This is a genomic window from Microbacterium sp. NPDC056003, from assembly GCF_042274785.1.
Classification (GTDB): Bacteria; Actinomycetota; Actinomycetes; order Actinomycetales; family Microbacteriaceae; genus Microbacterium.
In genome coordinates this window covers 180,578-205,271 of sequence record NZ_JBHJXQ010000002.1, presented here as the reverse complement: position 1 = coordinate 205,271, position 24,694 = coordinate 180,578, and the positions used below count along the sequence as shown (strand labels likewise).

Here is a 24,694-nt window from a genome sequence, read left to right as displayed (position 1 = left end):
AGACTGGGCCTCGATCACCAGCAACCTTTAAGCCCGTCCCGTGAGGCGGAGAAGGGAGCGGCGGATGAGCACGCGCATCGTGCTGCACCAGGCCGACATCACCCGGGCCCTGACTCGGATCTCGCACGAGATCCTCGAGTCCAACCGAGGCCCCGAGAATCTGGTCCTCCTGGGCATCCCCACTCGAGGAGTCACGCTCGCCCGTCGCATCGGCGCGCTCGTGGAGCAGTTCGGCGGCGCCTCCGTGCCCGTCGGCGCGCTCGACGTGACGATGTACCGTGACGACCTGCACCGCAACCCCACGCGGGCGCCGCAGCCGACGTCGATCCCGCCGGGGGGCATCGACGGCAAGGTCGTGGTGCTCGTCGACGACGTGCTGTTCTCCGGCCGCAGCATCCGCGCCGCCCTCGACGCACTCCAGGACATCGGCCGGCCGACGGCGGTGCGCCTGGCCACACTCGTCGACCGCGGGCACCGCGAGCTGCCGATCCGGCCCGACTTCGTGGGGAAGAACCTCCCCAGCTCCCGCGACGAGCGCGTGAACGTGCGGCTCGACGAGACCGATGGCCGCGAGGAGGTGACGATCGAGTCATGAGGCACCTGCTCGACACCAAGACCCTGTCGCGCGCGGACGCGCTGCGCATCCTGGACGTCGCCGAGGACATGGCCGACACTCAGCAGCGCGAAGTCAAGAAGCTCCCGACGCTGCGCGGCAAGACGGTCGTGAACCTGTTCTTCGAGGACTCGACCCGCACGCGCATCTCGTTCGAGGCTGCGGCGAAGCGACTGAGCGCAGACGTCATCAACTTCTCCGCGAAGGGCTCCAGCGTCTCGAAGGGGGAGTCGCTGCAGGACACCGCCCAGACGCTCCAGGCGATGGGTGCCGACGCGGTCGTCATCCGCCACGGCGCCTCGGGCGCGCCGCGCACCCTCGCAACGAGCGGCTGGATCACGGCCGGTGTCGTGAACGCCGGCGACGGCACCCACGAGCACCCCACGCAGGCACTTCTCGACGCGTTCACGATCCGCAAGCGCCGGTTCGGCGCCGACAGCCGTGGACGCGACCTCGGCGGCGTCTCGGTGACGATCGTCGGCGACATCCTCCACTCCCGCGTCGCCCGCTCGAACGTCTGGCTGCTCACCACGCTCGGCGCGGACGTGACCCTCGTCGCGCCACCGACGCTGATCCCGCAGGACGTCTCGGCGTGGCCCGCGCGGGTGGTCTACGACCTCGATGAGGCGATCGCGGGCGGGCCTCACGCGCTCATGATGCTGCGGATCCAGCTGGAGCGCATGAATGCGGCGTATTTCCCCACTGAACGGGAGTATTCCCGCCGCTGGGGTCTGGACGCCCGGCGTCTGCAGGCGCTCGGTGCAGATAGCATTGTCATGCACCCCGGTCCGATGAACCGGGGACTGGAGATCTCCGCAGAGGCCGCGGACTCGCCCCGCTCGACAGTGCTCGAGCAGGTCACGAACGGCGTCTCGGTGCGCATGGCCGCGCTCTACCTGCTGCTGGCAGGGGCGGAGAGCGGCGAGGATCCCCGAGCGGGCGCAGAGAAGGAGAACCCACGATGAGCCTGCCCCGATCCGCCGCGAGCGGCGACTCCCCGGCCGAGACCTTCCTCTTCCGCGGCGCCCTGGTCGAAGGCTCGACCGCCGCCGATGTCCTCGTCGCAGACGGCATGATCGTCGAGATCGGCACGGGGGTGAGCCGAGCCGGTGCGACCGTGGTCGACGTCGACGGCCTCGTGCTGCTTCCCGGCCTCGTCGACCTGCACACCCACCTGCGCGAGCCCGGGTACGAGGCATCCGAGACGATCCTGAGCGGCTCCCGCGCGGCAGCGGCCGGCGGCTACACCGCCGTGTTCGCGATGCCCAACACCTCGCCGGTCGCCGACACGGCCGGCGTCGTCGAGCAGGAGCTCGCCCTCGGCGAGGCGGCCGGCTTCGTCACCGTGCAGCCCATCGGTGCGGTCACCGTCGGTCAGAAGGGCGAGCGACTCGCCGAGCTCGGCGCGATGGCCGACTCCCGAGCGCAGGTGCGCGTCTTCAGCGACGACGGCTTCTGCGTGTGGGACCCGCTCATCATGCGCCGCGCACTCGAGTACGTGAAGGCCTTCGACGGCGTCATCGCGCAGCATGCGCAGGACCCGCGCCTGACCGAAGGCGCCCAGATGAACGAGGGCGCCGTGTCGGCCGAGCTCGGTCTCGCGGGGTGGCCCGCGGTCGCCGAGGAGTCGATCATCGCCCGCGATGTCCTCCTCGCCGAGCACGTCGGGTCGCGGCTGCACGTGTGCCATCTCTCGACCGCCGGCTCGGTGGAGATCATCCGCTGGGCCAAGAAGCGCGGCGTCGACGTCACGGCCGAGGTGACGCCGCATCACCTCCTGCTGACCGACGAGCTCGTGCGCGACTACGACGCCCGGTTCAAGGTCAACCCGCCCCTGCGGCGGGAGGAGGACGTGCTCGCGGTGCGCGAGGGCCTCGCCGACGGCACCATCGACATCGTCGCGACCGACCACGCGCCGCACCCCGCGGAGGGGAAGGCGTGCGAGTGGCATGCGGCGGCCAACGGGATGGTCGGCCTCGAGAGCGCCGTGCGCGTCGTGCACCAGGCGATGGTGGACACCGGCCTGCTGACGTGGGGTGGCGTCGCTCGGGTGATGTCGCGCGAGCCCGCGCGCATCGGGCGTCTGCGCGGGCACGGCACGCCGTTGACCGAGGGGCAGCCCGCATCGCTGACCTTCTACGACGCCGCGCCGGTGCGCACGTTCTCGACCGCCGACCTGCGTGGCCGCAGCGTCAACTCGCCGTATCTCGGCCGCGAGCTTCCCGGCGAGGTGCGCTGGACGCTCCACGCCGGCACCCCGACCGTCATCGACGGCCTCGTGCTCGACAAGCCGGGAGCGCGCGCATGAGCCAGCAGACGGCCATCCTGATCATGGTCGGCGCCGCGCTCCTGCTCCTCGCCCTCGGATCGTGGGCCTGGCTCGGGCGCGGCAAGCGCGACCGCGGTCTGCGGGCGCCGGTGGGCGAGATCCCCGCAGGAGCCACCACGCGGTCGGTGCACCCTGCCCTGTACGTCGCGACGACCCGACACGGCGAGCCGCTCGAGCGCCTCGCGATCCGGGGGCTCACCTACCGGTCGCGTGCGGACCTCACCGTCACCGACGCCGGTGTCGCACTCGATCTCACCGGCCAGGCCCGGGTCTTCATCGACGCGGACCGCATCGCCGGTGCCGGTCAGGCGACGGTGACGATCGATCGGGTCGTCGAGCGCGACGGCCTCCTGCGCCTGTCGTGGCGCCTCGACGACGGCACCGTCGTCGACTCCTATCTCCGCCCGCAGGACGCCTCGGCCCGCGCCGTGGCCGACGGCATCTCGGCGATCCACACCCCCACGCAGACGGGAACCGACGTATGACCTCCCTCTTCCATTCCGACCCCGCGGTGCTCGTCCTCGAGGACGGCACGCGCCACGTCGGGCGCGCGTACGGCGCTCAGGGCACCACTCTGGGCGAAGTCGTCTTCGCGACGGGCATGACCGGCTACCAGGAGACCCTCACCGACCCGTCCTACGCCGGGCAGATCGTGCTGCAGACCGCGCCCCACATCGGCAACACCGGCATGAACGACGAAGACCCCGAGTCCAGGCGCATCTGGGTGTCGGGCTACATCGTGCGCGACCCCTCGCGCGTCGTGTCGAACTGGCGCGCCGACGAGTCGCTCGACGACGCCCTGGTGAACGACGGCGTGGTGGGTATCAGCGGCATCGACACGCGGGCGGTGACCCGCCACATCCGGGCGGCGGGAAGCATGCGTGGCGGCATCTTCTCGGGGGATGCTGCATCGCTCGATGCAGAGCGCCAGCTCGAGCTCGTGCGCGAGGCGCCGCAGATGGCCGGGCAGAACCTGTCCGCGCAGGTGTCGGTGGAAGCCGCCCAGGTGACCACCGCGACGGGGGAGCGCATCGGCAATCTGGCGGTGCTCGACCTCGGGGTGAAGCAGGCCACGATCGACAATCTGGCCGCCCGCGGGTTCGACGTGCACGTGCTTCCGCAGAACGTCACGATCGACGACATCCGCGCCATCGACCCGGTCGCCGTGTTCTACTCCAACGGACCGGGCGACCCGGCGGCGTCGGGCGACCACGTCGAGCTGCTGCGAGGCGTGCTCGACGACGGCCTCCCGTTCTTCGGCATCTGCTTCGGGAATCAGCTTCTGGGCCGCGCGCTCGGCCTCGGCACCTTCAAGCTCCCCTTCGGCCACCGCGGCATCAATCAGCCGGTGCTCGACAAGGCCACGGGCCGCGTCGAGATCACCGCCCACAACCACGGGTTCGCCGTCGACGCGCCGATCGAGGGCGCGTTCGACAGCCCCCACGGCTACGGACGCATCGAGGTCAGCCACGTCGGGCTGAACGACAACGTCGTCGAAGGCCTGCGCGCCCTCGACATCCCTGCCTTCTCGGTGCAGTACCACCCCGAGGCCGCGGCCGGCCCGCACGACGCCAACTACCTGTTCGACCGCTTCCGTGACCTCGTCGTCGCGACCCTGGAGACCAAGAAGAATGCCTAAGCGCGACGACATCAATTCCGTCCTCGTCATCGGATCCGGGCCGATCGTCATCGGCCAGGCGTGCGAGTTCGACTACTCGGGCACGCAGGCCTGCCGGGTCCTGCGCGACGAGGGCGTGCGCGTCATCCTCGTCAACTCGAACCCGGCCACGATCATGACCGACCCCGACTTCGCGGACGCGACCTACATCGAGCCCATCAACTGGCGCGTGATCGAGACGATCATCGCGAAGGAGAAGCCCGACGCGATCCTGCCGACGCTCGGCGGCCAGACGGCGCTCAACGCCGCGATCGACCTGCACAAGAACGGCATCCTCGAGAAGTACGACGTCGAGCTCATCGGCGCCGACTTCGAGGCGATCAACAAGGGCGAGGACCGCCAGATCTTCAAGGAGCTGGTCATCGCGGCCGGCGCCGATGTCGCGGCATCCGTCATCTGCCACACCATGGACGAGCTGCTGGCGGGCGCCGAGAGGCTCGGGTACCCGCTCGTCGTGCGCCCGTCGTTCACGATGGGCGGCCTCGGATCGGGCTTCGCGTACGACGAGGCCGACCTCCGCCGCATCGGCGGAGCCGGCCTCCACGACTCGCCGACCAACGAGGTGCTGCTGGAGGAGTCGATCCTCGGCTGGAAGGAGTACGAGCTCGAGCTCATGCGCGACACCGCCGACAACACGGTCGTCGTGTGCTCGATCGAGAACGTCGATCCGGTCGGCGTGCACACCGGCGACTCCATCACGGTGGCGCCGGCGCTCACCCTCACCGACCGCGAGTACCAGAAGCTGCGCGACATCGGCATCGACATCATCCGCGCCGTGGGTGTCGACACCGGCGGCTGCAACATCCAGTTCGCGGTCGACCCGAAGACGGGCCGCATCATCGTCATCGAGATGAACCCGCGCGTGTCGCGCTCGTCGGCGCTCGCCTCGAAGGCGACCGGGTTCCCGATCGCGAAGATCGCGGCGAAGCTCGCCATCGGCTACCGCCTCGACGAGATCCCGAACGACATCACCAAGGTGACGCCGGCGAGCTTCGAGCCGACGCTCGACTACGTCGTGGTGAAGGTGCCGCGCTTCAACTTTGAGAAGTTCCCGGCAGCCGACACGACCCTCACGACGACCATGAAGTCGGTCGGCGAGGCGATGGCCATCGGCCGCAACTACGCCACGGCCCTGCAGAAGGCGCTGCGCTCGCTCGAGAAGCGGGGGTCGAGCTTCCACTGGGGCGACGAGCCGCGCACGGTGGACGAGCTGCTCGAGGTCGCGAAGACCCCGACCGATGGCCGCATCGTCGTGCTGCAGCAGGCGCTGCGCAAGGGCGCGACCGTCGAGCAGGCCTTCGAGGCGACGAAGATCGACCCCTGGTTCCTCGACCAGATCGTCCTCATCAACGAGGTCGCCGAGTTCGTGAGGACAGCGGCGGAGCTGGATGCCGCCACCCTGCGCGTCGCGAAGGAGCACGGCTTCAGCGACGCCCAGATCGCGGAGCTGCGCGGTGACAGCGAAGTGTCGGTGCGCGGCATCCGTCACGCTCTCGACCTGCGCCCGGTCTACAAGACCGTCGACACCTGCGCAGGGGAGTTCCCCGCGCTCACGCCGTACCACTACTCGAGCTACGACTACGAGACCGAGGTCACGCCGTCGGAGCGGACGAAGGTCGTCATCATCGGCTCCGGACCGAACCGCATCGGACAGGGGGTCGAGTTCGACTACTCGTGCGTGCACGCTTCGTTCGCCCTCTCGGATGCCGGCTTCGAGACGGTCATGGTCAACTGCAACCCCGAGACCGTCTCGACGGACTACGACACCTCCGACCGACTGTACTTCGAGCCGCTGACGCTCGAGGACGTCCTCGAGGTCCTGCACGCGGAGTCCCGCTCGGGGACGATCCTCGGCGTCATCTGCCAGCTCGGCGGGCAGACGCCGCTCGGGCTCGCGAAGGGCATCGAAGAGGCCGGCTACACGATCCTCGGCACGAAGCCCGCGGCGATCGACCTGGCCGAGGAGCGCGAGCTCTTCTCGCGTCTGCTCGACGATGCCGGGCTCGTGGCGCCGCGCAACGGCACCGCGACCGATGTCGAGGGCGCGGTCCGCGTGGCCGAGGAGATCGGCTATCCGGTGCTCGTGCGTCCGAGCTTCGTGCTCGGAGGTCGTGGCATGGAGATCGTCTACTCCACCGAGGCACTGCGCGACTACTTCGTGCGCATCGCCGACGCGGCGATCATCGGTCCCGGGCTCCCGCTGCTGGTCGACCGCTTCCTCGACGACGCGATCGAGATCGACGTCGACGCGCTGTTCGACGGCGAGGAGCTCTACATCGGCGGCGTCATGGAGCACCTCGAGGAGGCCGGCATCCACTCCGGCGACTCGAGCTGCACACTGCCGCCCGTCAGCCTCGGACGCTCCGACATCGACCGCGTCCGCACGGCGACCCACGCGATCGCCGAAGGCGTCGGCGTGCGCGGCCTGCTCAACGTGCAGTTCGCGATCTCGGCGGGCGTGCTCTACGTCATCGAGGCGAACCCGCGTGCCAGCCGCACGGTGCCGTTCGTGTCCAAGGCGCTCGGCGTCCCGCTCGCGAAGGCCGCGTCGCGCATCATGGCGGGAGCGACCATCGCCGAGCTGAAGGCCGAGGGTCTGCTTCCCGCGCAGGACGGCTCGCGCGTGCCGCTCGACGCCCCTGTCGCCGTGAAGGAGGCCGTGCTCCCGTTCAAGCGGTTCCGCACGGCCGAGGGCCAGACGGTCGACTCGGTGCTCGGCCCGGAGATGCGCTCCACCGGCGAGGTCATGGGCATCGACCGTGACTTCCCGACGGCGTTCGCCAAGTCGCAGGAGGCCGCATACGGCGGCATGCCGCTCGAGGGGACCGTCTTCATCTCGGTCGCCGACAGCGACAAGCGCGCCGTCATCCTTCCCGCGCACCGCCTCCAGCAGCTCGGCTTCGACCTGGTCGCGACCGAGGGCACCGCCGAGATCCTCTCGCGCAACGGCATCAAGGTGCGCGTCGTCGGCAAGTTCTCCGAGACGCAGGAGACCGGCGCCACCAACATCGTCGACCTCATCAACGCCGGTGAGATCGACATCGTCGTCAACACCCCGAGCGGCGGCAGCGCCCGCGCCGACGGCTACGAGATCCGCGCCGCGGCCGTGGCCGGCGACAAGGCGCTGTTCACGACGATGGCGGTGCTCGGCGCGGCGGTGAGCGCCCTGCCGGTGCTGCGCGAGGGCTTCGACGTGAAGAGCCTGCAGGAGTACGCCGTGGACCGGGCGGTGCGCGCGTGACCGCATTCGGCACGCGGCTGCGCGCCGCGCTCGACGCCCACGGCCCGCTGTGCGTCGGCATCGATCCGCACGAGCACCTGCTCACCGAATGGGGGGTGGATGTCTCGGCCTCCGGCGTGCGCGAGTTCGGCCTCCGCGTGGTCGAGGCCGCGTCGGGCCGTGCTGGGGTGGTCAAGCCGCAGGTCGCGTTCTTCGAGCGCTTCGGCTCGGCCGGCTTCGCCGCGCTCGAAGACGTGCTGTCGGCCGCGCGCGCCGCGGGCCTGGTGGTGATCGCCGACGCCAAGCGCGGCGACATCGGAACGACCATGGACGGCTACGCCGCCGCGTGGCTCACCGCCGGCTCGCCGCTCGAGGCCGACGCGGTGACGCTGAGCCCGTATCTGGGCGCGGACTCGCTGCGTGCGACGTTGACGACCGCCGTGCGCCACGACAAGGGCGCGTTCGTGCTCGCCGCCACCAGCAACCCGGAGGCCTTCGCGCTGCAGAGCGCGCAGGTCGTCGACGTCGCCGCGGGCGACGCGCAGACCGTGGCGGAGCGCGTCGCGCGCGACATCGCCTGGGTGAACGGATCGGCCGCGTTCGCGGGCGGGCTCGGACCGGTCGGTCTCGTCGTCGGGGCGACCGTCGACCGTGCCGCGGTCGGGCTCTCCGACGAGGCGCTCCGGGGCGCTCCGATCCTGGCGCCCGGCTTCGGCGCGCAGGGTGCGGCCCCCGAGGATCTTCCTGCACTGTTCGGCGCCGCCGCCACCCACGTGGTCGCGTCCGAGAGCCGCAGCATCCTGTCGGCGGGGCCCGCCGACATCGCCGCGCGCATCGCGGAGCGCGCCGAGCTCTACCGGGAGGCCCTCCGTGTCTGACGTGCGCACCACACCTCCGGACGTCGACCGGGTGGCGGCATCCCGTCGCGCCGTGGCCGCCCGGCGGGAGCGGGCATCGCTCAAGAAGGACGTCGCGATGCGCGTCATCACGCCGCAGGAGCTGCTGCGGCGTGCGCTGGCCGAGCCGGAGTCGCCGGCGGGCGCCATGCGGGTGACGGAGTTCCTCACGTCGATCCCCGCCATCGGTGAGGGCAAGCGCGACCGGATCCTCAAGGACCTCGAGATCTCGCCGGTCAAGCGACTCGGCGGCCTGGGCACCCGTCAGCGGGAGGCGCTGCGCCGCTTCCTCGACGACCGCTGGCCCGAGCTCGAGCCGCGCGGCGGTCGCAGCAGGCTCGTCGTGCTCGCAGGCCCGACCGCGGTGGGCAAGGGCACGGTGGCGGCCTACATCAAGGAGCACCACCCCGAGATCCACCTGTCGGTCTCGGCGACCACGCGGGCGCCGCGCCCCGGCGAGGTCGACGGCGAGCACTACTACTTCGTGGACGACGCCGAGTTCGACCGGATGATCGCGGAGGGGGAGCTGCTCGAGCATGCCACCGTGCACAACGCGCACCGTTACGGCACCCCGCGCACGCCGATAGAGCGCGTGCTCGCCGAGGGGCGCACGGCACTGCTCGAGATCGACCTGCAGGGCGCCCGCCAGGTGCGGGCGGCCGAGCCTTCTGCCACCTTGGTCTTCCTCCTCCCGCCGAGCTGGAACGAGCTCGTCGACCGGCTGGTCGGCCGCGGCACGGAGGACGCCGAGGAGCGCGCCCGCCGACTGCGCACGGCCAAGACGGAACTGGCCTCGCAGGGCGAGTTCGACTTCCGCGTCGTGAACGACGATGTCGCCCGCGCGGCGAGCGAGGTGGCACGCCTTGCGCGCTGATCGGCGCCGCTGACGTAGAATGGTGGGATGCCTCGGTTCGTCCGGGGCCCCGTAGACCTTCCCACCGTCATCCGATCCAGGAGGATTCCCATGGCCGGAACGAACCAGGGCATCATCGAGCCCCCCATCGACAGCCTTCTCGAGAAGGTCGACTCGAAGTACCAGCTCGTGATCTTCGCGTCGAAGCGTGCGCGTCAGATCAACGACTACTACTCCGACCTCCACGAGGGCAACCTCTTCGACAACGTCGGTCCGCTCGTCGATTCGACCGTCGAGGACAAGCCGCTGACCATCGCGATGCACGAGATCCACGAGGACAAGCTCCGCCTTCGTCCCGTCGAGTAAAGGGCCCGCGATCTCCTGATGCCCCCGGGGCGGCACTGTCCGCCTTCGGGGGCATACTGGTGCCGGCACACTTCCGATCTGGAGCACCGATGACCGACCTGCGTCTGTTCACGTCCGAATCCGTCACGGAGGGACACCCCGACAAGATCTGCGACCAGATCTCCGACAGCATCCTCGACGCGATCCTCGCTGCCGACCCCCGAGGCCGCGTCGCCGTCGAGACTCTCGTCACGACGGGTCTCGTACACGTCGCCGGCGAGGTGTCGACGTCCGCGTACGTCGAGATCCCCGCGATCGTCCGATCGGTCGTCAACGGCATCGGGTACACGTCGAGCGAGACCGGCTTCGACGGCGACTCGTGCGGCGTGAGCGTCTCCATCGGCGCGCAGTCCTCCGACATCGCCGCGGGCGTCGACAAGGCATTCGAGCGCCGCGAGGACGGCTCCGAAGACCCGCACGACCTGCAGGGCGCGGGCGACCAGGGCATCATGTTCGGCTACGCGACGACCGAGACCCCGCAGCTCATGCCCATGGCGGCATGGACGGCGCACCGCATCGCCGAGCGGCTGTCCGAGGTGCGCCGGTCGGGCGAACTGCCGTTCCTGCGCCCCGACGGCAAGACGCAGGTGACGCTGGGCTACGACGGCCACGTCCCGCGCACCGTCGACTCCGTCGTGCTCTCGACGCAGCACCAGCCCGACATCTCGCAGAAGGCGCTTCGGGCGGCGGTGCGGGCCGAGGTCATCGACCCGGTGCTCGAGACCACGGGCCTCGAGATGCCCGACGTGAAGTACTACATCAACCCCGCGGGCCCGTTCGTGATCGGCGGTCCCAAGGGCGACGCCGGGCTCACCGGCCGCAAGATCATCATCGACACCTACGGCGGCGCCGCCCGTCACGGCGGCGGTGCCTTCAGCGGCAAAGACCCGTCGAAGGTCGACCGCTCCGCCGCGTACGCGATGCGCTGGGTCGCCAAGAACGCCGTCGCCGCCGGTCTGGCCGACCGCCTGGAGGTGCAGGTGGCCTACGCGATCGGCAAGGCCAAGCCCGTCGGGCTCTACGTCGAGTCGTTCGGCACGGGCCGGGTGTCCGACGAGGCGATCACCCGGGCGATCCTCGACGTCTTCGACCTGCGCCCGAAGGCGATCATCGATCAGCTCGATCTGCTGCGTCCCATCTACGCCAAGACCGCCGCGTACGGGCACTTCGGCCGCGAGCTGCCGGAGTTCACCTGGGAGCGCACGGACCGCGCCGACGACCTGCGCGCCGCCGCCGGGCTGTGATGCCGGGCGCCCCGCGCCGGGGGCGTGAGGAGCGCGGTTCCGCCTGCGGAGGTCGGAAATGACGGCGCGGAGGGTCGCCCGGGTCCTGCTGGACTCACCGCTGCCGCAGCTCGATCGGCTCTTCGACTACTCGATCCCCGACCACCTCGCCGACGAGGCCGTGCCGGGCGTGCGCGTGAAGGCGCCGCTGCGCTCGGCCGGCCGCGTCGTCGAGGGCTATCTGGTCGAGGTGGGTGAGCCCGACGCATCCGATCGTCCGCTGTCCGACCTCGAGGCGGTGGTGTCGCCCGTTCCCGTGCTCACCCCGGGACTGTACGCGCACGCGAGACGCTGCGCGGACCGGGCGGCAGGATCCGCGAGCGACATCCTGCGACTGGCGATCCCCAAGCGCATGGTCCGCGCCGAGAAGGCCTGGCTCGCAGCGGGGCCGCCCGCGAAGCCCGAGATCGAACCGGGGGCGCGTGACTGGGCGGACGCGGTGCTCGCCGAATACCCAGGACTCGCCGGAGCGCTCGACGCATCGGAGCGGCTGGCGCTCGACGCGCCTCCCCAGCCCGCGACCACGGCCGACGGATCGGCCGTGGGCGCGTGGGCGGCTCTGCTCGGGGCCGCGGCCGTCCGCACGCTCGCCGGCGGGCGCAGCGCGGTCCTCGTCGTCCCCGACCACCGCGATCGTGCACAGCTCGAGGCGGCCCTGGCGGGTCGCGTCCCCGCCGAGGCCGTCGTGCGCGATGACGCGAAACAGAGTTCGCCGCTGCGGTACGCGGCCTACCTGCGCACCCTGGCCGATGCCCCGTGCATCGTCATCGGCAACCGCTCCGCCGTCTACGCCCCGGTGCACGCGCTCGGCCTCGTCGCGCTGTGGGACGACGGCGACCCGCTCCTGTCGGAGCCGCTGAGTCCCGGCGTCCACTCGCGCGATGCCGCTCTGCTGCGCCACGAACTCGACGGCGGCGCCCTCGTCTTCGCGGGTCACACCCGCACGACCGACGTCGAGCGGCTCGTCGCCGTCGGATGGCTCCGCGACCTCGCGGCCGCGCGGCGCCGGAGCCCGCGGGTCGTGCTGAGCGCGACGCGCGAGGGGGAGTCGCGCGGCTCGCGGGTGCCGTCCGCGGCGTTCGCGGCGGCGCGCGAGGCGCTCGCCCACGGCCCGGTGCTCGTGCAGGTCGCGCGGCCGGGCTACGCGCCCGTGCTCGTGTGCGCGGACTGCCGGCATCCCGCCCGCTGCGCCCACTGCGGCGGCCCGCTCCACGCGGCCCGGCAGGGCGCCGTGCCGACGTGCAGCTGGTGCGGCCGAGCCGCGGGAGGGTGGGCCTGCCCGGACTGCTCCTCCACACGCGTGCGCATGGCGTCGTCCGGAAGCGAGCGCACCGCCGACGAACTCGGACGCGCGTTCCCCGGCGTGCGCGTCGTCGTCGCCGACGGCGAGCACCCCGTGACGCGCGTCGACGCGAGGCCCGCCCTCGTGGTCGCCACACGCGGCGCGGAACCGCTCGCCGCGGGCGGCTATCGCGCCGTCGTCCTCCTCGACGGCGATCGGATGCTGCTCGCCGACGATCTGCGGATCGGCGAGTCCTGCCTCCGCTGGTGGTCGAACGCGGCGGCCCTGGCGGCGCCGGGCGCGCCGGTGCACCTCGTCGGGGTCGCCGGCCCCGTCGCCCGCGCTCTGGCGACCTGGACGCAGTCGGCGTACGCCCGCATGGAGCTCGCGGATCGCAAGCCTCTGCGGATGCCGCCGACCGTGCGCGTCGCAGCCGTGGACGGCGACAGGCTCGCCGTCGACGCCGCTCTGGCCGAACTGCGGAGCGCGGTGCCCGAGCTCGACGGTGAGGCGGTGCTGGGTCCGCTGCCGCGCGACGAGGGCGTGCGTGCGCTGGTGCGGTTCGACTATGCGCTGGGGGGCCGTGTCGCCGAGAGCCTGCGGGCGTCGGTGGTGAGTGCGGCCATCAAAGCCCGGCGTCCGGCCAAGCGCACGACGGGGCAGGCGACGGACGCCCAGGCGGCACGTGTCGCGGCCGCCCGCAATAGACTCAAAGTTCGGGTCGACGTGCCCGATCTCGACCTGTGAGGAATCCCATGCGACTCGTCTTCGCCGGAACCCCCGAGCCGGCGGTGCCGGCGCTGCGGCGGCTCGCGGCATCCGATCACGACATCGCAGCGGTCATCACGCGCCGCGACGCTCCGCTCGGACGCAAGCGGGTGCTCACCCCCTCACCGGTCGCCGCCGCCGCCGAAGAGCTCGGCCTGCACCCGCTCCGCGCCGACCGGCTCGACGCGGAGGTCACCGAGCGCATCACGGCACTCCGTCCCGACCTCGGCGTGATCGTCGCGTACGGCGGCCTCGTCCGCGAGCCGCTGCTGTCGACGCCCGTACACGGCTGGATCAATCTGCACTTCTCGCTGCTCCCGCGCTGGCGCGGCGCGTCGCCGGTGCAGCACGCGCTGATCGCCGGTGACGCCCAGACAGGCGCCAGCGTGTTCCAGCTCGTCCCCGAACTCGACGCCGGCGACGTGTTCGCCGAGCGCTCGCACCCGATCGCCGAGGGCGCGACGGCCGGCGACCTGCTCGCATCATTGGCGGAGACCGGCGCGGATCTCCTCGCGGAGGTCGTGGACGCGATCGCGGCCGGCACGGCCGTCGCGCGCCCGCAGACGGGGGAGTCGACCTATGCGCCGAAGCTCGGCGATGCGGACGGCGTCGTGAGGTGGACCGATGCGGCCGACGCCGTGCTCGGCCGCATCCGCGGGGTGACGCCCGAGCCAGGCGCACACACCACAGTCGACGCCGCGCGTCTCAAGATCCACGCGGCACGTGCCGCCGGCTCCGACGTGCCGTCGCTCGAGCCCGGGCGCATCGCGCTGCACGACAAGGCGGTCCTGGTCGGCACCGGCACCTCGCCGATCGTGCTCGAGACCGTGCAGCCCGCGGGCAAGGGGGCGATGCGCGCAGCCGACTGGTGGCGCGGACTTCGCACCACCGACCCGGTGGCGGGATCGTGAGCCGTGTCGCCGGTGCGCGGCTGGTCGCATACGACACCATCCGCGCCGTGCACGAGTCCGACGCGTACGCCAATCTTCTTCTGCCCACGTCGATCGCCCGCGCCGGACTCTCCTCGGCCGACGCCGCGCTGGCGACGGAGCTGACCTACGGCACGCTGCGACGGCAGGGCACGTACGACGCGGTCATCGCGGTCGCCTCGGATCGCGGCATCGCCGAGATCCATCCCGGTGTGCTCGATGCGCTGCGCCTCGGGGTGCACCAGCTGCTGTCGACGCGCGTCGCCTCGCACGCCGCGGTCAACGAATCGGTCGAGCTCGCGCGCACGGCGGGAGGCCGCGGCGCGGCCGGCTTCGCCAACGCGGTGCTGCGTCGCGTGTCGCGAGACACGCCGGGGGACTGGATGACCCGCATCGCCGAGGGCGCGCGCTCCGACGACGAGAAGCTCGGGCTGCTGTTCTCGCATCCGGTGTGGGTGGTGCGCGCGCTGCGACGGGCGCTGGCCGCCGAGGGACGGGCCGAGGAACTCGAGGCGCTGCTCACGGCCGACAACGCCGCGCCCCGCGTCACGATGATCGCACTGCCCGGACTCGCGGAGATCCCCGATGACGCCCGCAGGACGCCGTTCTCGCCCTATGGCTTCCGCCTCGGCGGGGGCGACCCCGACGCGATCATCCGCGGGTCGGGTGGACGTGTGCGCGTGCAGGACGAGGGCTCGCAGCTCGCCGCGCTGGCGCTCAGTCGCGCCGAACCGGTGCGAGAGGGCGAGCGGTGGCTCGACCTCTGCGCGGGCCCGGGCGGCAAGACCGCGCTGCTCGCCGCGGAGGCTCTCGCCTACGGGGCGCAGCTCGAGGCGAACGAGATCTCGCCGTCGCGCGCGGGGCTCGTGCGCAACGCCCTCGCCGGCGTGCCGCTCGACGTGCCGGTGTCGGAGCAGGACGGCCGTCTCCGCGCCGAGGAGGCGCCCAACACCTACGACCGCATCCTCGTCGACGCTCCGTGCACCGGCCTCGGCGCGCTCCGTCGCAGACCCGAGGCGCGATGGCGCAAAGCGCCGGGCGACGTCCCCGAACTGAGCGAGCGGCAGCGCGAGCTGCTGGGCGCGGCCGTGGGAGCGCTCAAGCCGGGCGGAATCGTGGTCTACGTCACGTGCTCTCCCCATCTCGCCGAGACGGCGGGCGTCGTCGCCGAGATCCGGCGCGAGTGGGGTGCGGCGGTCGAAGAGCTCTCGGCGCGAGACGTGGTGACAGGCCTGTCCGACAGCGACCCCGCTCTCGCACCGCAGGCCGACGGCTCCGGCCGCGCGCAGCTGTGGCCGCACCGGCACAACACCGACGCGATGTCGATCTCGCTGCTGCGTCGCGTCTGAGCCCGCCGGTCCGAACCGTGCCCGACGGAGCCCCGCCGGCGTCAGGTCTGCAGTCGCAGACCGAGGGGGAGCCCCTCGAACTCGCCCTCCAGCACGGCGAGCGCGGCAGGGTGGGTGCGTGCGAGCTCGCGGGCGTCGAGCGTGAGCGTCGCCCCCTCCGGCATGCCGCTGGCGAGTTCTCGCAGCACCAGGAGCACGCGTTCCGTACCGGCGAAGCCCAGCTCGCCGCTCAGCCGGATCGTCGGTCCCTCGGCTGTGCCCTCGACGCTGACGGCCGGCGCCGCGAGGTTCTCGTGCGGTTCGAGCAGATGCATGCCCAGCCGCTCGGAGAGCCGCTCGACGATCGCCACCGCGCGCACGCTGTTGCCGTACGCGTCGAGCCGGGGGCTGAACGCCGCAACGCCGAACTGCGACGGTGCGACGGCGATGATGCCGCCGCTCACGCCGCTCTTCGCCGGGAGCCCCACGCGCAGCATCCACTGCCCGGAGTAGTCGTACATGCCGCAGCTCGCCATGATCGACAGCACGTCGCGTGCGACGGCCTCGCTCACGACGCGCTCGCCCGTCACCGGGTTCCATCCGCCGAATGCGAGCGTGGACGCCATGACCGCCAGATCCCGGACGGTGACGAGCACGGAGCATTGGCGGAAGTAGGTCTCGACGGCGAGGTCGACCGGCACGTCGATGACGCCGTACGAGCGCATGAGGTGGGCGAGGGCGCGATTGCGGTCCCCGGTCGACGACTCCGACGCGTATACGGATTCGTCGATCCAGAGCGACCGCCCCGCGAAGGCCGAGAGCAGCTCGACGATGCGCGCGGTGCGGGCGTCGACGTCGTCGCCGCCGATGAGCGCGGTGGTCGCGATGGCGCCGGCGTTGATCAGCGGGTTGGCGGGCCGACCGGTGTCGGCCTCGAGGCTGATGGCGTTGAAGGGCTCGCCGCTCGGCTCGGCGCCGACCTTGGCGAACACGGCGTCGCGGCCGTGCTCGACGAGAGCGAGGGCGAGCACGAAGGGCTTCGACATCGACTGGATGGTGAATTCGGCGTCTTCGTCGCCGACGGATCGCACTCGCCCCCGTGGTCCGACGACCGAGAGGGCGAGCCGCTCCGGATCGGCTTCGGCGAGCTCGGGGATGTACGACGCGGTGGCGCCGTCGCCGAGCGGTCGGACCTCTTCGAGCGCGCCGCGCAGCAGCCCCGTGATGGTGTCCACGGCTCGACCATAATGGACCCGTGCCTCACCGTGACGAGAACGGCCGCGATGGCGGCGTCCGCATCAATCCGAGCATCCTGGCCGCCGACTTCGTCAACATGCAGGCGGAGCTCGCGCGCATCGCCGCCGCCGACTTCGTGCACGTCGATGTCATGGACAACCACTTCGTGCCGAACCTGACGTTCGGTCCGCAGATGGTCGAGCGAGTCCAGGCGACGAGCCCCGTCCCGCTCGACGTGCATCTGATGATCGCCGACCCCGACCGATGGGCACCCGGCTACGCCGAGCTCGGCGCCGCGTCCGTGACCTTCCACCTGGAAGCCGCCACCGAGCCGGTCGCCCTCGCGCGCCGGCTGCGCGCCATCGGTGCGCGTGCCGGCGTCGCCATCAAGCCGGCGACCGCCGTCGAGGGTCTCTTCGACCTGCTCGACGACTTCGACCAGATCCTCGTGATGACGGTCGAGCCCGGCTTCGGCGGCCAGTCCTTCATGCCCGAGACGATGCCGAAGCTGCGGCGCCTGTCCGACGAAGCGCGGCGGCGCGGCTCGTCGGTGTGGCTGCAGGTCGACGGCGGCATCACCGAGTCGACGATCGCGCAGGCGGCGGATGCGGGCGCCGACACCTTCGTCGCCGGTTCCGCGGTGTTCGGCGCCGAGGATCCCGGCGCCGCCATCACCGGGCTCCGCGCGGCGGCGGCGCAGCACCGGCACGCACACTGACCGCTCGGCGGTGCGCTGCCCGACGCGTCCGCACGTCACGCGGAGCCGAGGCATCCCGCGCGTTCGCTAACCTGGCATGGTGAAGACGTTCGATGCGCTGTTCGACGAGCTCACCGCCAAGGCGGCCGAGCGCCCCGAAGGATCGGGGACCGTCGCGCAGCTCGACGCGGGCGTGCACGCGATCGGCAAGAAGATCGTCGAAGAGGCGGCCGAGGTCTGGATGGCCGCCGAGTACGAGTCGGCGGATGCCGCGGCCGAGGAGATCTCGCAGCTGCTCTACCACCTCCAGGTGCTGATGCTCGCGAAGGGGCTGAGCCTCGAAGACGTCTACCGACATCTCTGAGCGCGCGCACTCCTCCCGCCCTCGAACCGAAAGCTCCGCTGCCATGCTGCGAATCGCCGTGCCGAACAAGGGCTCGCTCGCCGAGACCGCCTCCGAGATGCTCGCCGAGGCGGGCTACACGGGCCGACGCGATCCCAAGGACCTGCATGTCATCGACCCCCGCAACGAGGTCGAGTTCTTCTACCTGCGCCCGAAGGACATCGCGACGTACGTCGGCTCGGGCGCGCTCGACGTCGGCATCACCGGGCGTGACCTGCTGCTCGACGCCCGCATGCCCGGCGCCCGCGAGATCGAGGCGCTCGGCTTCGGCGACTCCACGTTCCGATTCGCCGGTCCTCCGGGTCGCTTCTCCGACGTCGGCGACCTTCACGGCATGCGGGTGGCCACCGCCTACCCGGGTCTCGTCGACGGCTTCCTCGATGATCACGGCGTCGCCGTCGATCTGGTTCCGCTGGACGGAGCGGTCGAATCGGCCGTGCGTCTGGGGGTGGCGGATGCCGTCGCCGACGTCGTGTCGACCGGGACGACGCTCCGCCAGGCGGGCCTGGAGATCTTCGGCCCGGTCATCCTCGAGTCCGAAGCCGTCCTCATCGGCGCGCCCGACGAGGCCGAGGGCACCGCGACCCTGCTGCGTCGGCTGCGCGGGGTGATGGTCGCGCGTCGGTACGTGCTGATCGACTACGACCTGCCCGTCGCGCTGATCGACGAGGCGGTCGCGCTCGCGCCCGGCATCGAGTCGCCCACGATCTCGCCGCTGCGCGACCCCGAGTGGGTGGCCGTGCGCGTCATGACGCCGCGGAACAGCGCGAACCAGGTCATGGACGCGCTGTACGCCCTCGGCGCGCGCGCGATCCTCGTCACCGCGATCCACAACGCGAGGCTGTGATGAGCCTCGTCTGCCGCGTCATCCCGTGTCTCGACGTCGCGGGCGGCCGCGTCGTCAAAGGAGTGAACTTCGAGAACCTCCGTGACATGGGCGACCCCGTCGAGCTCGCACGCGAGTACTTCCGGCAGGGCGCCGACGAACTCACCTTCCTCGACGTCACGGCGACGGTCGATGAGCGGTCGACGACGTACGACGTCGTACGCCGCACAGCCGAAGAGGTGTTCATCCCGCTGACGGTGGGCGGGGGAGTGCGCTCCGCCGAGGACGTCGCCCGCCTCCTCTCCGTCGGAGCCGACAAGATCGGCGTCAACTCGGCGGCGATCGCGCGCCCTCAGCTGCTCGACGAGATCGCGGACCGCTTCGGCGCGCAGGTGCTCGTGCTGTCGCTCGACGTCAAGCGAGCGACCGCGACCGAGTCCGGCTTCGTGGTGACGACCCACGGCGGCCGCACCGAGACCAGCCTCGACGCCCTGGAGTGGGCGCGTGAGGCGATCGAGCGCGGCGCCGGCGAGCTGCTCGTGAACTCGATCGACGCCGACGGCACGCGGGAGGGGTTCGACCTCGAACTCGTCGCCCTCATGCGCGAGGTCTCGAGCGTTCCCGTGATCGCCTCCGGCGGCGCCGGCGACGTGACGCACTTCGGACCGGCGATCGAAGCCGGCGCAGACGCCGTGCTCGCAGCATCCGTCTTCCACTCCGGTCAGCTGACCGTCGGTGAGGTGAAGGCGGCGATGGCCGCCGACGGGATCGCCGTGCGCGAGGTGCGAGGGGTGCGCTCATGACCGAGACCGTGCAGGACCGCATCGACCGGGTGGCGTTCAACGCCGACGGATTGGTGGCGGCGATCGTGCAGCAGTGGGACTCCCGCGAGGTGCTGATGCTCGGATGGATGGATGCCGAGGCCCTGCGTCGCACCCTCACCGAGGGGCGGGTGACCTTCTGGTCCCGTTCCCGTCGGGAGTACTGGCGCAAGGGCGACACCTCGGGCAACATCCAGCTCGTGAGGGGCGCGCGCCTGGACTGCGACGGGGATGCGATCCTGCTCGAGGTGGACCAGGTCGGACCCGCGTGCCACACCGGAACCCGCACCTGCTTCGACGCGGACGACCTCACGCCTGTCACCGGAACCGAGCGCGCCACACGATGAGGCTCCGACAGAGCGTGACCCGTCGCGCCCGTCTCATCGCCGTCGTGGCGACGCTCCTCTGCGGCGCGATCGGCGTCATCTCCTCGACGCAGACCTGGCTGGTCGTCGTCCTGGGCGACAGCGCCGGCCGGACACTCGAGGTGCCGGGCGCGTCCGCGATCCCGGTACTGGCGCCGCTCAGCCTGGCCGTGCTCGCGCTCGGCGGTGCGCTCTCGATCGTCGGATCCGTGCTGCGCTACGCCTTCGGGGCCCTCACGGTCGCCATCGCCGTGCTGCTGACGTGGGCGACCGCACAGGTCGCCCTCGCACCTCCGGTGTCGGCCGTCTCGTCGACCGTCACCGAGGCCACCGGCATCACGGGGGAGTCGGCGGTCGCGGGTCTGCTCGACTCGATCACGTCGACGGCGTGGCCGATCGTGACGCTCGTGGTGTGGATCCTGCTGATCGGCGCGGGAGTCTTCACGCTCGCGACGGCGCACCGGTGGCGGAGCGGCGGTCGCCGCTATCGGACCGAGGACGCCCCCACCGCCGCCGGCCCCGCGGGATCCCGCCCGCACGACGCCATCGACTCGTGGGACGACCTGTCGCGTGGCGAGGATCCGACCGCCCGACCGCTAGACTGACGTCATCCCGCGCCTAACTGGAGGAGATCCATGAGCAACCACATCGGCGACCCCGGCCACGGACACTCGCCCGCCGCCTGGACGGCCGTCGTGATCATGCTCCTGGCGGTCACCCTCGGCACCCTGTTCTACTGGTTCGACATGCCCGTGCTCGTGTGGGCGTCCGCTGCGCTTCTGGTCGTCGGCCTCATTGTCGGCTGGATCATGGCCAAGGCCGGCTACGGCGTCAACGGCCCGAAGTACACCGCGAAAGAGCACTGACGTGCTGGCCGACCTGACGGCCGGCGCGGTGGAGGATGCCGAGGCGCGTGCCTCGGCGCGGCCCATTGCCGCGGTCGAGGCGGCAGCGCTCGCGCAGCCGTCCGCGCGCGATGCTCTGGCCGCCCTCGCCCCCGCCGACCGCGTGAAGATCATCGCGGAGGTCAAGCGCGCGAGCCCGTCCCGCGGCGACCTCGCCGACATTCCCGACCCCGCTCATCAGGCACTTCTCTACCAGCAGGGCGGCGCGTCCGCGATCTCGGTGCTGACCGAGGGACGACGGTTCAAGGGCAGTCTCGCCGACCTCGAGGCGGTCAAGGGTGCGGTCGAGCTGCCTGTACTGCGCAAGGATTTCATCGCCACCGAGTACCAGGTGCTGGAGGCCCGTGCGTCGGGCGCCGACCTCGTGCTGCTCATCGTCGCCGCGCTCGAGCAGGACGTCCTCGCCCGGCTCCACGCGCTCACGCTCGAACTCGGTATGACGCCGCTCGTCGAAGCCCACTCTGCGGACGAAGTCGACCGCGCCGCCGACATCGGTGCGCGCGTCATCGGCGTCAACGCCCGAGACCTGTCGACGTTCGAGCTCGACCGCGATCTCTTCGGCCGCCTGGCCGACCGCATCCCCGCCGGGGCGGTGAAGGTCGCCGAGTCGGCCGTGCTCGCACCGGCCGACGTCGCGCACTACCGTGCGGCGGGCGCCGACGTGGTGCTCGTCGGCGAGGCGCTCGTCACGAGCGACCCCGTCACCACCCTGAGGGCGTTCGTGGAGGCCGGCGCATGAGTCTTCGCGAGGCATCCGGACCCTTCTTCGGTGACTTCGGCGGCCGGTACATGCCCGAGTCGCTCATCGCGGCGATCGACGAGCTCACCGCCGAGTACGAGGCGGCCAAGGCCGATCCAGCCTTCCAGGCGGAGTTCGTGCGGTTGCTGCACACCTACGCCGGGCGCCCGTCGCCGATCACGGAGGTGCGGCGGTTCGCCGAGCACGCCGGCGGTGCGCGCGTGTTCCTCAAGCGCGAAGACCTCAACCACACCGGCTCGCACAAGATCAACAACGTACTCGGCCAGGCACTGCTGACCCGCCGCCTCGGCAAGACACGCGTCATCGCCGAGACGGGCGCCGGCCAGCACGGTGTGGCGACGGCGACGGCGGCCGCGCTGTTCGGCCTCGAGTGCACCATCTACATGGGCGAGGTGGACACCGAGCGCCAGGCGCTCAACGTCGCCCGCATGCGCCTGCTCGGAGCCGAGGTCGTCCCGGTCACGACCGGGTCGCGCACGCTCAAGGACGCGATCAACGACGCCTATCGCGACTGGGTCGCCACCGTCGAGACGACGAACTACATCTTCGGCACGGCGGCCGGCCCGCATCCGTTCCCCGCCATGGTCCGTGACTTCCAGAAGGTCATCAGCGAAGAGGCGCGCGCGCAGCTCCTCGACGAAGCTGGGCGCCTTCCCGACGCCGTCCTCGCGTGCGTCGGCGGGGGCTCGAACGCCATCGGCATGTTCGACGCCTTCCTCGACGACGAGGGTGTGAAGCTCTACGGCGTGGAAGCGGCCGGCGACGGCGTCGACACGCCGCGCCACGCCGCCTCGATCGAGCGCGGACGCCCCGGCGTGCTGCACGGTGCCAAGACCTTCGTGCTGCAGGACGACGACGGCCAGACCATCGAGTCCCACTCGATCTCTGCCGGGCTCGACTACCCGGGCGTCGGCCCCGAGCACGCGTGGCTCGCCTCCATCGGCCGCGCCGAGTACATCCCCGCCACCGATGACGAGGCCATGCAGGCGCTGCGTCTCCTCTCGCAGACCGAGGGCATCATCCCGGCCATCGAGTCCGCCCACGCTCTCGCCGGCGCGCTGCGGATCGGCCGCGAGCTCGGCCCCGATGCGATCCTGGCCGTCTGCCTGTCCGGCCGCGGCGACAAAGACATGGACACCGCGGCGCGCTACTTCGAGCTGTACGACGAGGGAGCGGATGCCGCGACGGCGGCGGCCGCTCCGCACGACGAATCCGCAAAGGGCGAGGGGGAGAAGCTGTGACCTCGCGCGTCGCCGCCGCGATCGACGCGGCCCACGCCGACGGGCGCGGAGCGTTCATCGGCTACCTCCCGCTCGGCTTCCCCGACCTGCAGACGAGCATCGACGCCGCGGTCACCCTGGCCGAGAGCGGGGCCGACATCCTCGAGCTCGGCCCGCCCTACTCCGATCCCGTGATGGACGGCACCGTCATCCAGGAAGCGACCCAGGCGGCCCTGGCCGGCGGCTTCCGCCTGCGCGACACGTTCACCGCGGTCGCCGAGATCACGCGCCGCGTCGATGTGCCGGTGCTCGTCATGACGTACTGGAACCCGGTGCTGCAGTACGGCGTCGACCGCTACGCCGATGAGCTGCGCGCAGCAGGCGGGGCGGGGCTCATCACGCCCGACATCACGCCCGAAGCGGCGAGCGAGTGGATCGCCGCGAGCGAGCGCACCGGGCTCGACCGGGTCTTCCTCGCCGCGCCCACATCCACCGATGAACGCCTCGACCTGATCGTGGAGAACTCGACCGGCTTCGTGTACACGGTGTCGACGATGGGCATCACGGGGGAGCGGGCGGAACTGGATGCCGCGGCCCGCACGCTGGTCGGTCGTCTCCGCGAACGTGGAGCCGAGCACGCCTGCGTCGGCATCGGCATCTCGAACGCGGCGCAGGTGGCCGGCGTGCTGGGCTATGCCGACGGCGCGATCGTCGGCACCGCACTCGTGCGCGCCCTGCGCGACGGCGGGCTGGAGGGCCTCGGCGAGGCCGCTCGCGCACTTGCCGCGGGCACGATCCGCACCGCGAACTAGACTTCTGACGTCGGCCCGCCGCCGACGTCCCCACAGCAAGGATTCCCGCTCCCATGATCAACGCCGCACCGAGCCTCGCCCAGGGCGTCGTCGCCAGCATCCCGAGCCCTTCCGTCAGCTCGTTCCAGCTCGGCCCGCTCACGATTCACTTCTACGCGCTGTGCATCATCGCGGGCATCATCGTCGCCGTCTTCATGACGAACCACCGCCTCACCAAGCGCGGTGCCGAGCCGTGGGTCGTCATCGACATCTCCCTCCTGGCCGTGCCGCTCGCGATCATCGCCGCGCGCATCTACCACGTGCTCACCCACTTCGACTTCTACTTCGGAGAGGGCAGGAACCCGCTGTCCGCGCTCTACATCTGGGAGGGCGGCATCGCGATCTACGGTGCCCTGATCGGCGGCGCCGTCGGCGCATGGCTGGGCTGCCGCTGGACGGGCATCCGGTTCTGGACCTTCGCCGACGCCCTCGCACCCGGACTCCTGCTCGCGCAGGCGATGGGCCGCTTCGGGAACTGGTTCAACCAGGAACTCTTCGGCCTGCCCACCGACCTGCCGTGGGGGCTCGAGATCGCGTACCCGAACCCGGCATGGCCGGTCGGACTCCCGGAGGGCACGCTGTTCCACCCCACGTTCCTCTACGAGGTCGTGTGGAACGTGCTCGGCGTGGTCGTGCTGCTGTGGGCCGGCCGCAAGTTCCGTCTGCAGTGGGGTCGTCTGTTCGGCCTGTACCTCATCTGGTACAGCGGCGGGCGCATCGTGTGGGAGTCGATCCGCATCGATCCGAGCGACATCTTCCTGGGAGTGCGCACCAACGTGTGGGCGGCGATCCTCGGCGTGATCCTCGGTCTGGTGATCTTCTTCGTGCAGAAGCGCCGTCACCCCGGCTACGAGCCGTCGCCCTATGTGTCCGGACGCGAGTGGACTGCCGGACAGGCTGTACAATCGCAGGACACCGACGACTTCGTCGACGTCAGCGAACCCCCGACGTCCGAGTCTGTCGAAGGCACCGCCACAAGCACCCCCGCCACGAAATAACGCATGCTGAACAGCTAGCACGTGCAGT

The 24,694-nt window shown here is 71.3% G+C and carries 25 protein-coding genes; 24 read left to right on the top strand and 1 reads right to left on the bottom strand.

Going from position 1 to position 24,694, the window contains the following annotated elements; all coding sequences use genetic code 11:
* Positions 1-64: 64 nt before the first annotated feature.
* The 13 genes from pyrR to ACFC1W_RS10230 all read left to right on the top strand — a co-directional run bounded on the left by pyrR (position 65) and on the right by ACFC1W_RS10230 (position 15,605).
* Positions 65-595: a bifunctional pyr operon transcriptional regulator/uracil phosphoribosyltransferase PyrR gene (pyrR, locus tag ACFC1W_RS10290; RefSeq protein ID WP_241110643.1), complete on the top strand. Its 531-nt coding sequence runs from the start codon at positions 65-67 to the stop codon at positions 593-595.
* Positions 592-1,578 carry an aspartate carbamoyltransferase catalytic subunit gene (locus tag ACFC1W_RS10285; RefSeq protein ID WP_375991944.1) on the top strand — a complete coding sequence of 329 codons (987 nt, stop codon included), beginning with the start codon at positions 592-594 and terminating at the stop codon, positions 1,576-1,578. Before pyrR ends, ACFC1W_RS10285 begins: the two co-directional genes overlap by 4 nt.
* Positions 1,575-2,921, top strand: coding sequence for a dihydroorotase (locus tag ACFC1W_RS10280; protein ID WP_375991941.1), 1,347 nt, complete (start codon positions 1,575-1,577; stop codon positions 2,919-2,921). Before ACFC1W_RS10285 ends, ACFC1W_RS10280 begins: the two co-directional genes overlap by 4 nt.
* On the top strand, positions 2,918-3,427 hold the full coding sequence (locus ACFC1W_RS10275) for a hypothetical protein (RefSeq protein WP_375991939.1): 510 nt from the start codon (positions 2,918-2,920) through the stop codon (positions 3,425-3,427). Before ACFC1W_RS10280 ends, ACFC1W_RS10275 begins: the two co-directional genes overlap by 4 nt.
* Positions 3,424-4,581, top strand: a complete 1,158-nt coding sequence (gene carA / locus ACFC1W_RS10270) for a glutamine-hydrolyzing carbamoyl-phosphate synthase small subunit (RefSeq protein ID WP_375991936.1) — start codon at positions 3,424-3,426, stop codon at positions 4,579-4,581. Before ACFC1W_RS10275 ends, carA begins: the two co-directional genes overlap by 4 nt.
* Positions 4,574-7,861, top strand: coding sequence for a carbamoyl-phosphate synthase large subunit (gene carB, locus ACFC1W_RS10265; RefSeq protein WP_375991933.1), 3,288 nt, complete (start codon positions 4,574-4,576; stop codon positions 7,859-7,861). The genes carA and carB overlap by 8 nt, the downstream gene beginning before the upstream one ends.
* The gene (gene pyrF, locus ACFC1W_RS10260; RefSeq protein ID WP_375991930.1) at positions 7,858-8,718 is read left to right on the top strand and encodes an orotidine-5'-phosphate decarboxylase; all 861 of its coding nucleotides are present in this window, start codon (positions 7,858-7,860) and stop codon (positions 8,716-8,718) included. Before carB ends, pyrF begins: the two co-directional genes overlap by 4 nt.
* A complete protein-coding gene (gene gmk / locus ACFC1W_RS10255; RefSeq protein WP_375991927.1) occupies positions 8,711-9,610 on the top strand; it encodes a guanylate kinase in 900 nt (299 codons plus the stop codon). Before pyrF ends, gmk begins: the two co-directional genes overlap by 8 nt.
* Positions 9,611-9,700: 90 nt before the next feature.
* Entirely contained in the window at positions 9,701-9,955 is a 255-nt protein-coding gene (gene rpoZ / locus ACFC1W_RS10250; protein ID WP_191766458.1) for a DNA-directed RNA polymerase subunit omega, read from the top strand.
* Between the two features lie 89 nt (positions 9,956-10,044).
* Complete coding sequence (metK, locus tag ACFC1W_RS10245; RefSeq protein ID WP_375991924.1) at positions 10,045-11,238, top strand: methionine adenosyltransferase; 1,194 nt, start codon at positions 10,045-10,047, stop codon at positions 11,236-11,238.
* Between the two features lie 58 nt (positions 11,239-11,296).
* Positions 11,297-13,306, top strand: coding sequence for a primosomal protein N' (locus ACFC1W_RS10240; RefSeq protein WP_375991921.1), 2,010 nt, complete (start codon positions 11,297-11,299; stop codon positions 13,304-13,306).
* A gap of 8 nt (positions 13,307-13,314) precedes the next feature.
* The gene (gene fmt, locus ACFC1W_RS10235) at positions 13,315-14,238 is read left to right on the top strand and encodes a methionyl-tRNA formyltransferase (protein WP_375991918.1); all 924 of its coding nucleotides are present in this window, start codon (positions 13,315-13,317) and stop codon (positions 14,236-14,238) included.
* Positions 14,235-15,605, top strand: coding sequence for an RsmB/NOP family class I SAM-dependent RNA methyltransferase (locus ACFC1W_RS10230; RefSeq protein ID WP_375991915.1), 1,371 nt, complete (start codon positions 14,235-14,237; stop codon positions 15,603-15,605). Before fmt ends, ACFC1W_RS10230 begins: the two co-directional genes overlap by 4 nt.
* Positions 15,606-15,646: 41 nt before the next feature.
* Here ACFC1W_RS10230 and glsA read toward each other — a convergent pair whose 3' ends face one another.
* A complete protein-coding gene (gene glsA / locus ACFC1W_RS10225; RefSeq protein ID WP_375991912.1) occupies positions 15,647-16,819 on the bottom strand; it encodes a glutaminase A in 1,173 nt (390 codons plus the stop codon).
* A gap of 20 nt (positions 16,820-16,839) precedes the next feature.
* Between glsA and rpe the strand changes: the two genes are divergently transcribed.
* From rpe to lgt, 11 genes are all read left to right on the top strand, one after another.
* Positions 16,840-17,538, top strand: coding sequence for a ribulose-phosphate 3-epimerase (gene rpe / locus ACFC1W_RS10220; RefSeq protein WP_375991909.1), 699 nt, complete (start codon positions 16,840-16,842; stop codon positions 17,536-17,538).
* 79 nt (positions 17,539-17,617) lie between these two features.
* Positions 17,618-17,881: a phosphoribosyl-ATP diphosphatase gene (locus ACFC1W_RS10215; RefSeq protein ID WP_375992877.1), complete on the top strand. Its 264-nt coding sequence runs from the start codon at positions 17,618-17,620 to the stop codon at positions 17,879-17,881.
* 43 nt (positions 17,882-17,924) lie between these two features.
* Positions 17,925-18,767: an ATP phosphoribosyltransferase gene (gene hisG / locus ACFC1W_RS10210; RefSeq protein ID WP_241110630.1), complete on the top strand. Its 843-nt coding sequence runs from the start codon at positions 17,925-17,927 to the stop codon at positions 18,765-18,767.
* Positions 18,767-19,549, top strand: coding sequence for an imidazole glycerol phosphate synthase subunit HisF (hisF, locus tag ACFC1W_RS10205; protein WP_375991905.1), 783 nt, complete (start codon positions 18,767-18,769; stop codon positions 19,547-19,549). The genes hisG and hisF overlap by 1 nt, the downstream gene beginning before the upstream one ends.
* Positions 19,546-19,914: a phosphoribosyl-AMP cyclohydrolase gene (gene hisI / locus ACFC1W_RS10200; protein ID WP_375991902.1), complete on the top strand. Its 369-nt coding sequence runs from the start codon at positions 19,546-19,548 to the stop codon at positions 19,912-19,914. Before hisF ends, hisI begins: the two co-directional genes overlap by 4 nt.
* A 14-nt stretch (positions 19,915-19,928) precedes the next feature.
* Positions 19,929-20,537, top strand: a complete 609-nt coding sequence (locus ACFC1W_RS10195) for a Trp biosynthesis-associated membrane protein (RefSeq protein WP_375991899.1) — start codon at positions 19,929-19,931, stop codon at positions 20,535-20,537.
* A gap of 30 nt (positions 20,538-20,567) precedes the next feature.
* Positions 20,568-20,798, top strand: coding sequence for a DUF6704 family protein (locus ACFC1W_RS10190; RefSeq protein ID WP_375991896.1), 231 nt, complete (start codon positions 20,568-20,570; stop codon positions 20,796-20,798).
* A 1-nt stretch (position 20,799) separates the two neighbouring features.
* Positions 20,800-21,576 (top strand): indole-3-glycerol phosphate synthase TrpC, encoded by a 777-nt coding sequence (gene trpC / locus ACFC1W_RS10185; protein ID WP_375991893.1) that lies wholly within the window; start codon positions 20,800-20,802, stop codon positions 21,574-21,576.
* The gene (gene trpB / locus ACFC1W_RS10180; RefSeq protein ID WP_375991890.1) at positions 21,573-22,838 is read left to right on the top strand and encodes a tryptophan synthase subunit beta; all 1,266 of its coding nucleotides are present in this window, start codon (positions 21,573-21,575) and stop codon (positions 22,836-22,838) included. The genes trpC and trpB overlap by 4 nt, the downstream gene beginning before the upstream one ends.
* On the top strand, positions 22,835-23,629 hold the full coding sequence (gene trpA, locus ACFC1W_RS10175) for a tryptophan synthase subunit alpha (protein ID WP_375991887.1): 795 nt from the start codon (positions 22,835-22,837) through the stop codon (positions 23,627-23,629). The genes trpB and trpA overlap by 4 nt, the downstream gene beginning before the upstream one ends.
* A 53-nt stretch (positions 23,630-23,682) precedes the next feature.
* Positions 23,683-24,666, top strand: a complete 984-nt coding sequence (gene lgt, locus ACFC1W_RS10170; protein ID WP_375991884.1) for a prolipoprotein diacylglyceryl transferase — start codon at positions 23,683-23,685, stop codon at positions 24,664-24,666.
* Positions 24,667-24,694 lie beyond the last annotated feature (28 nt).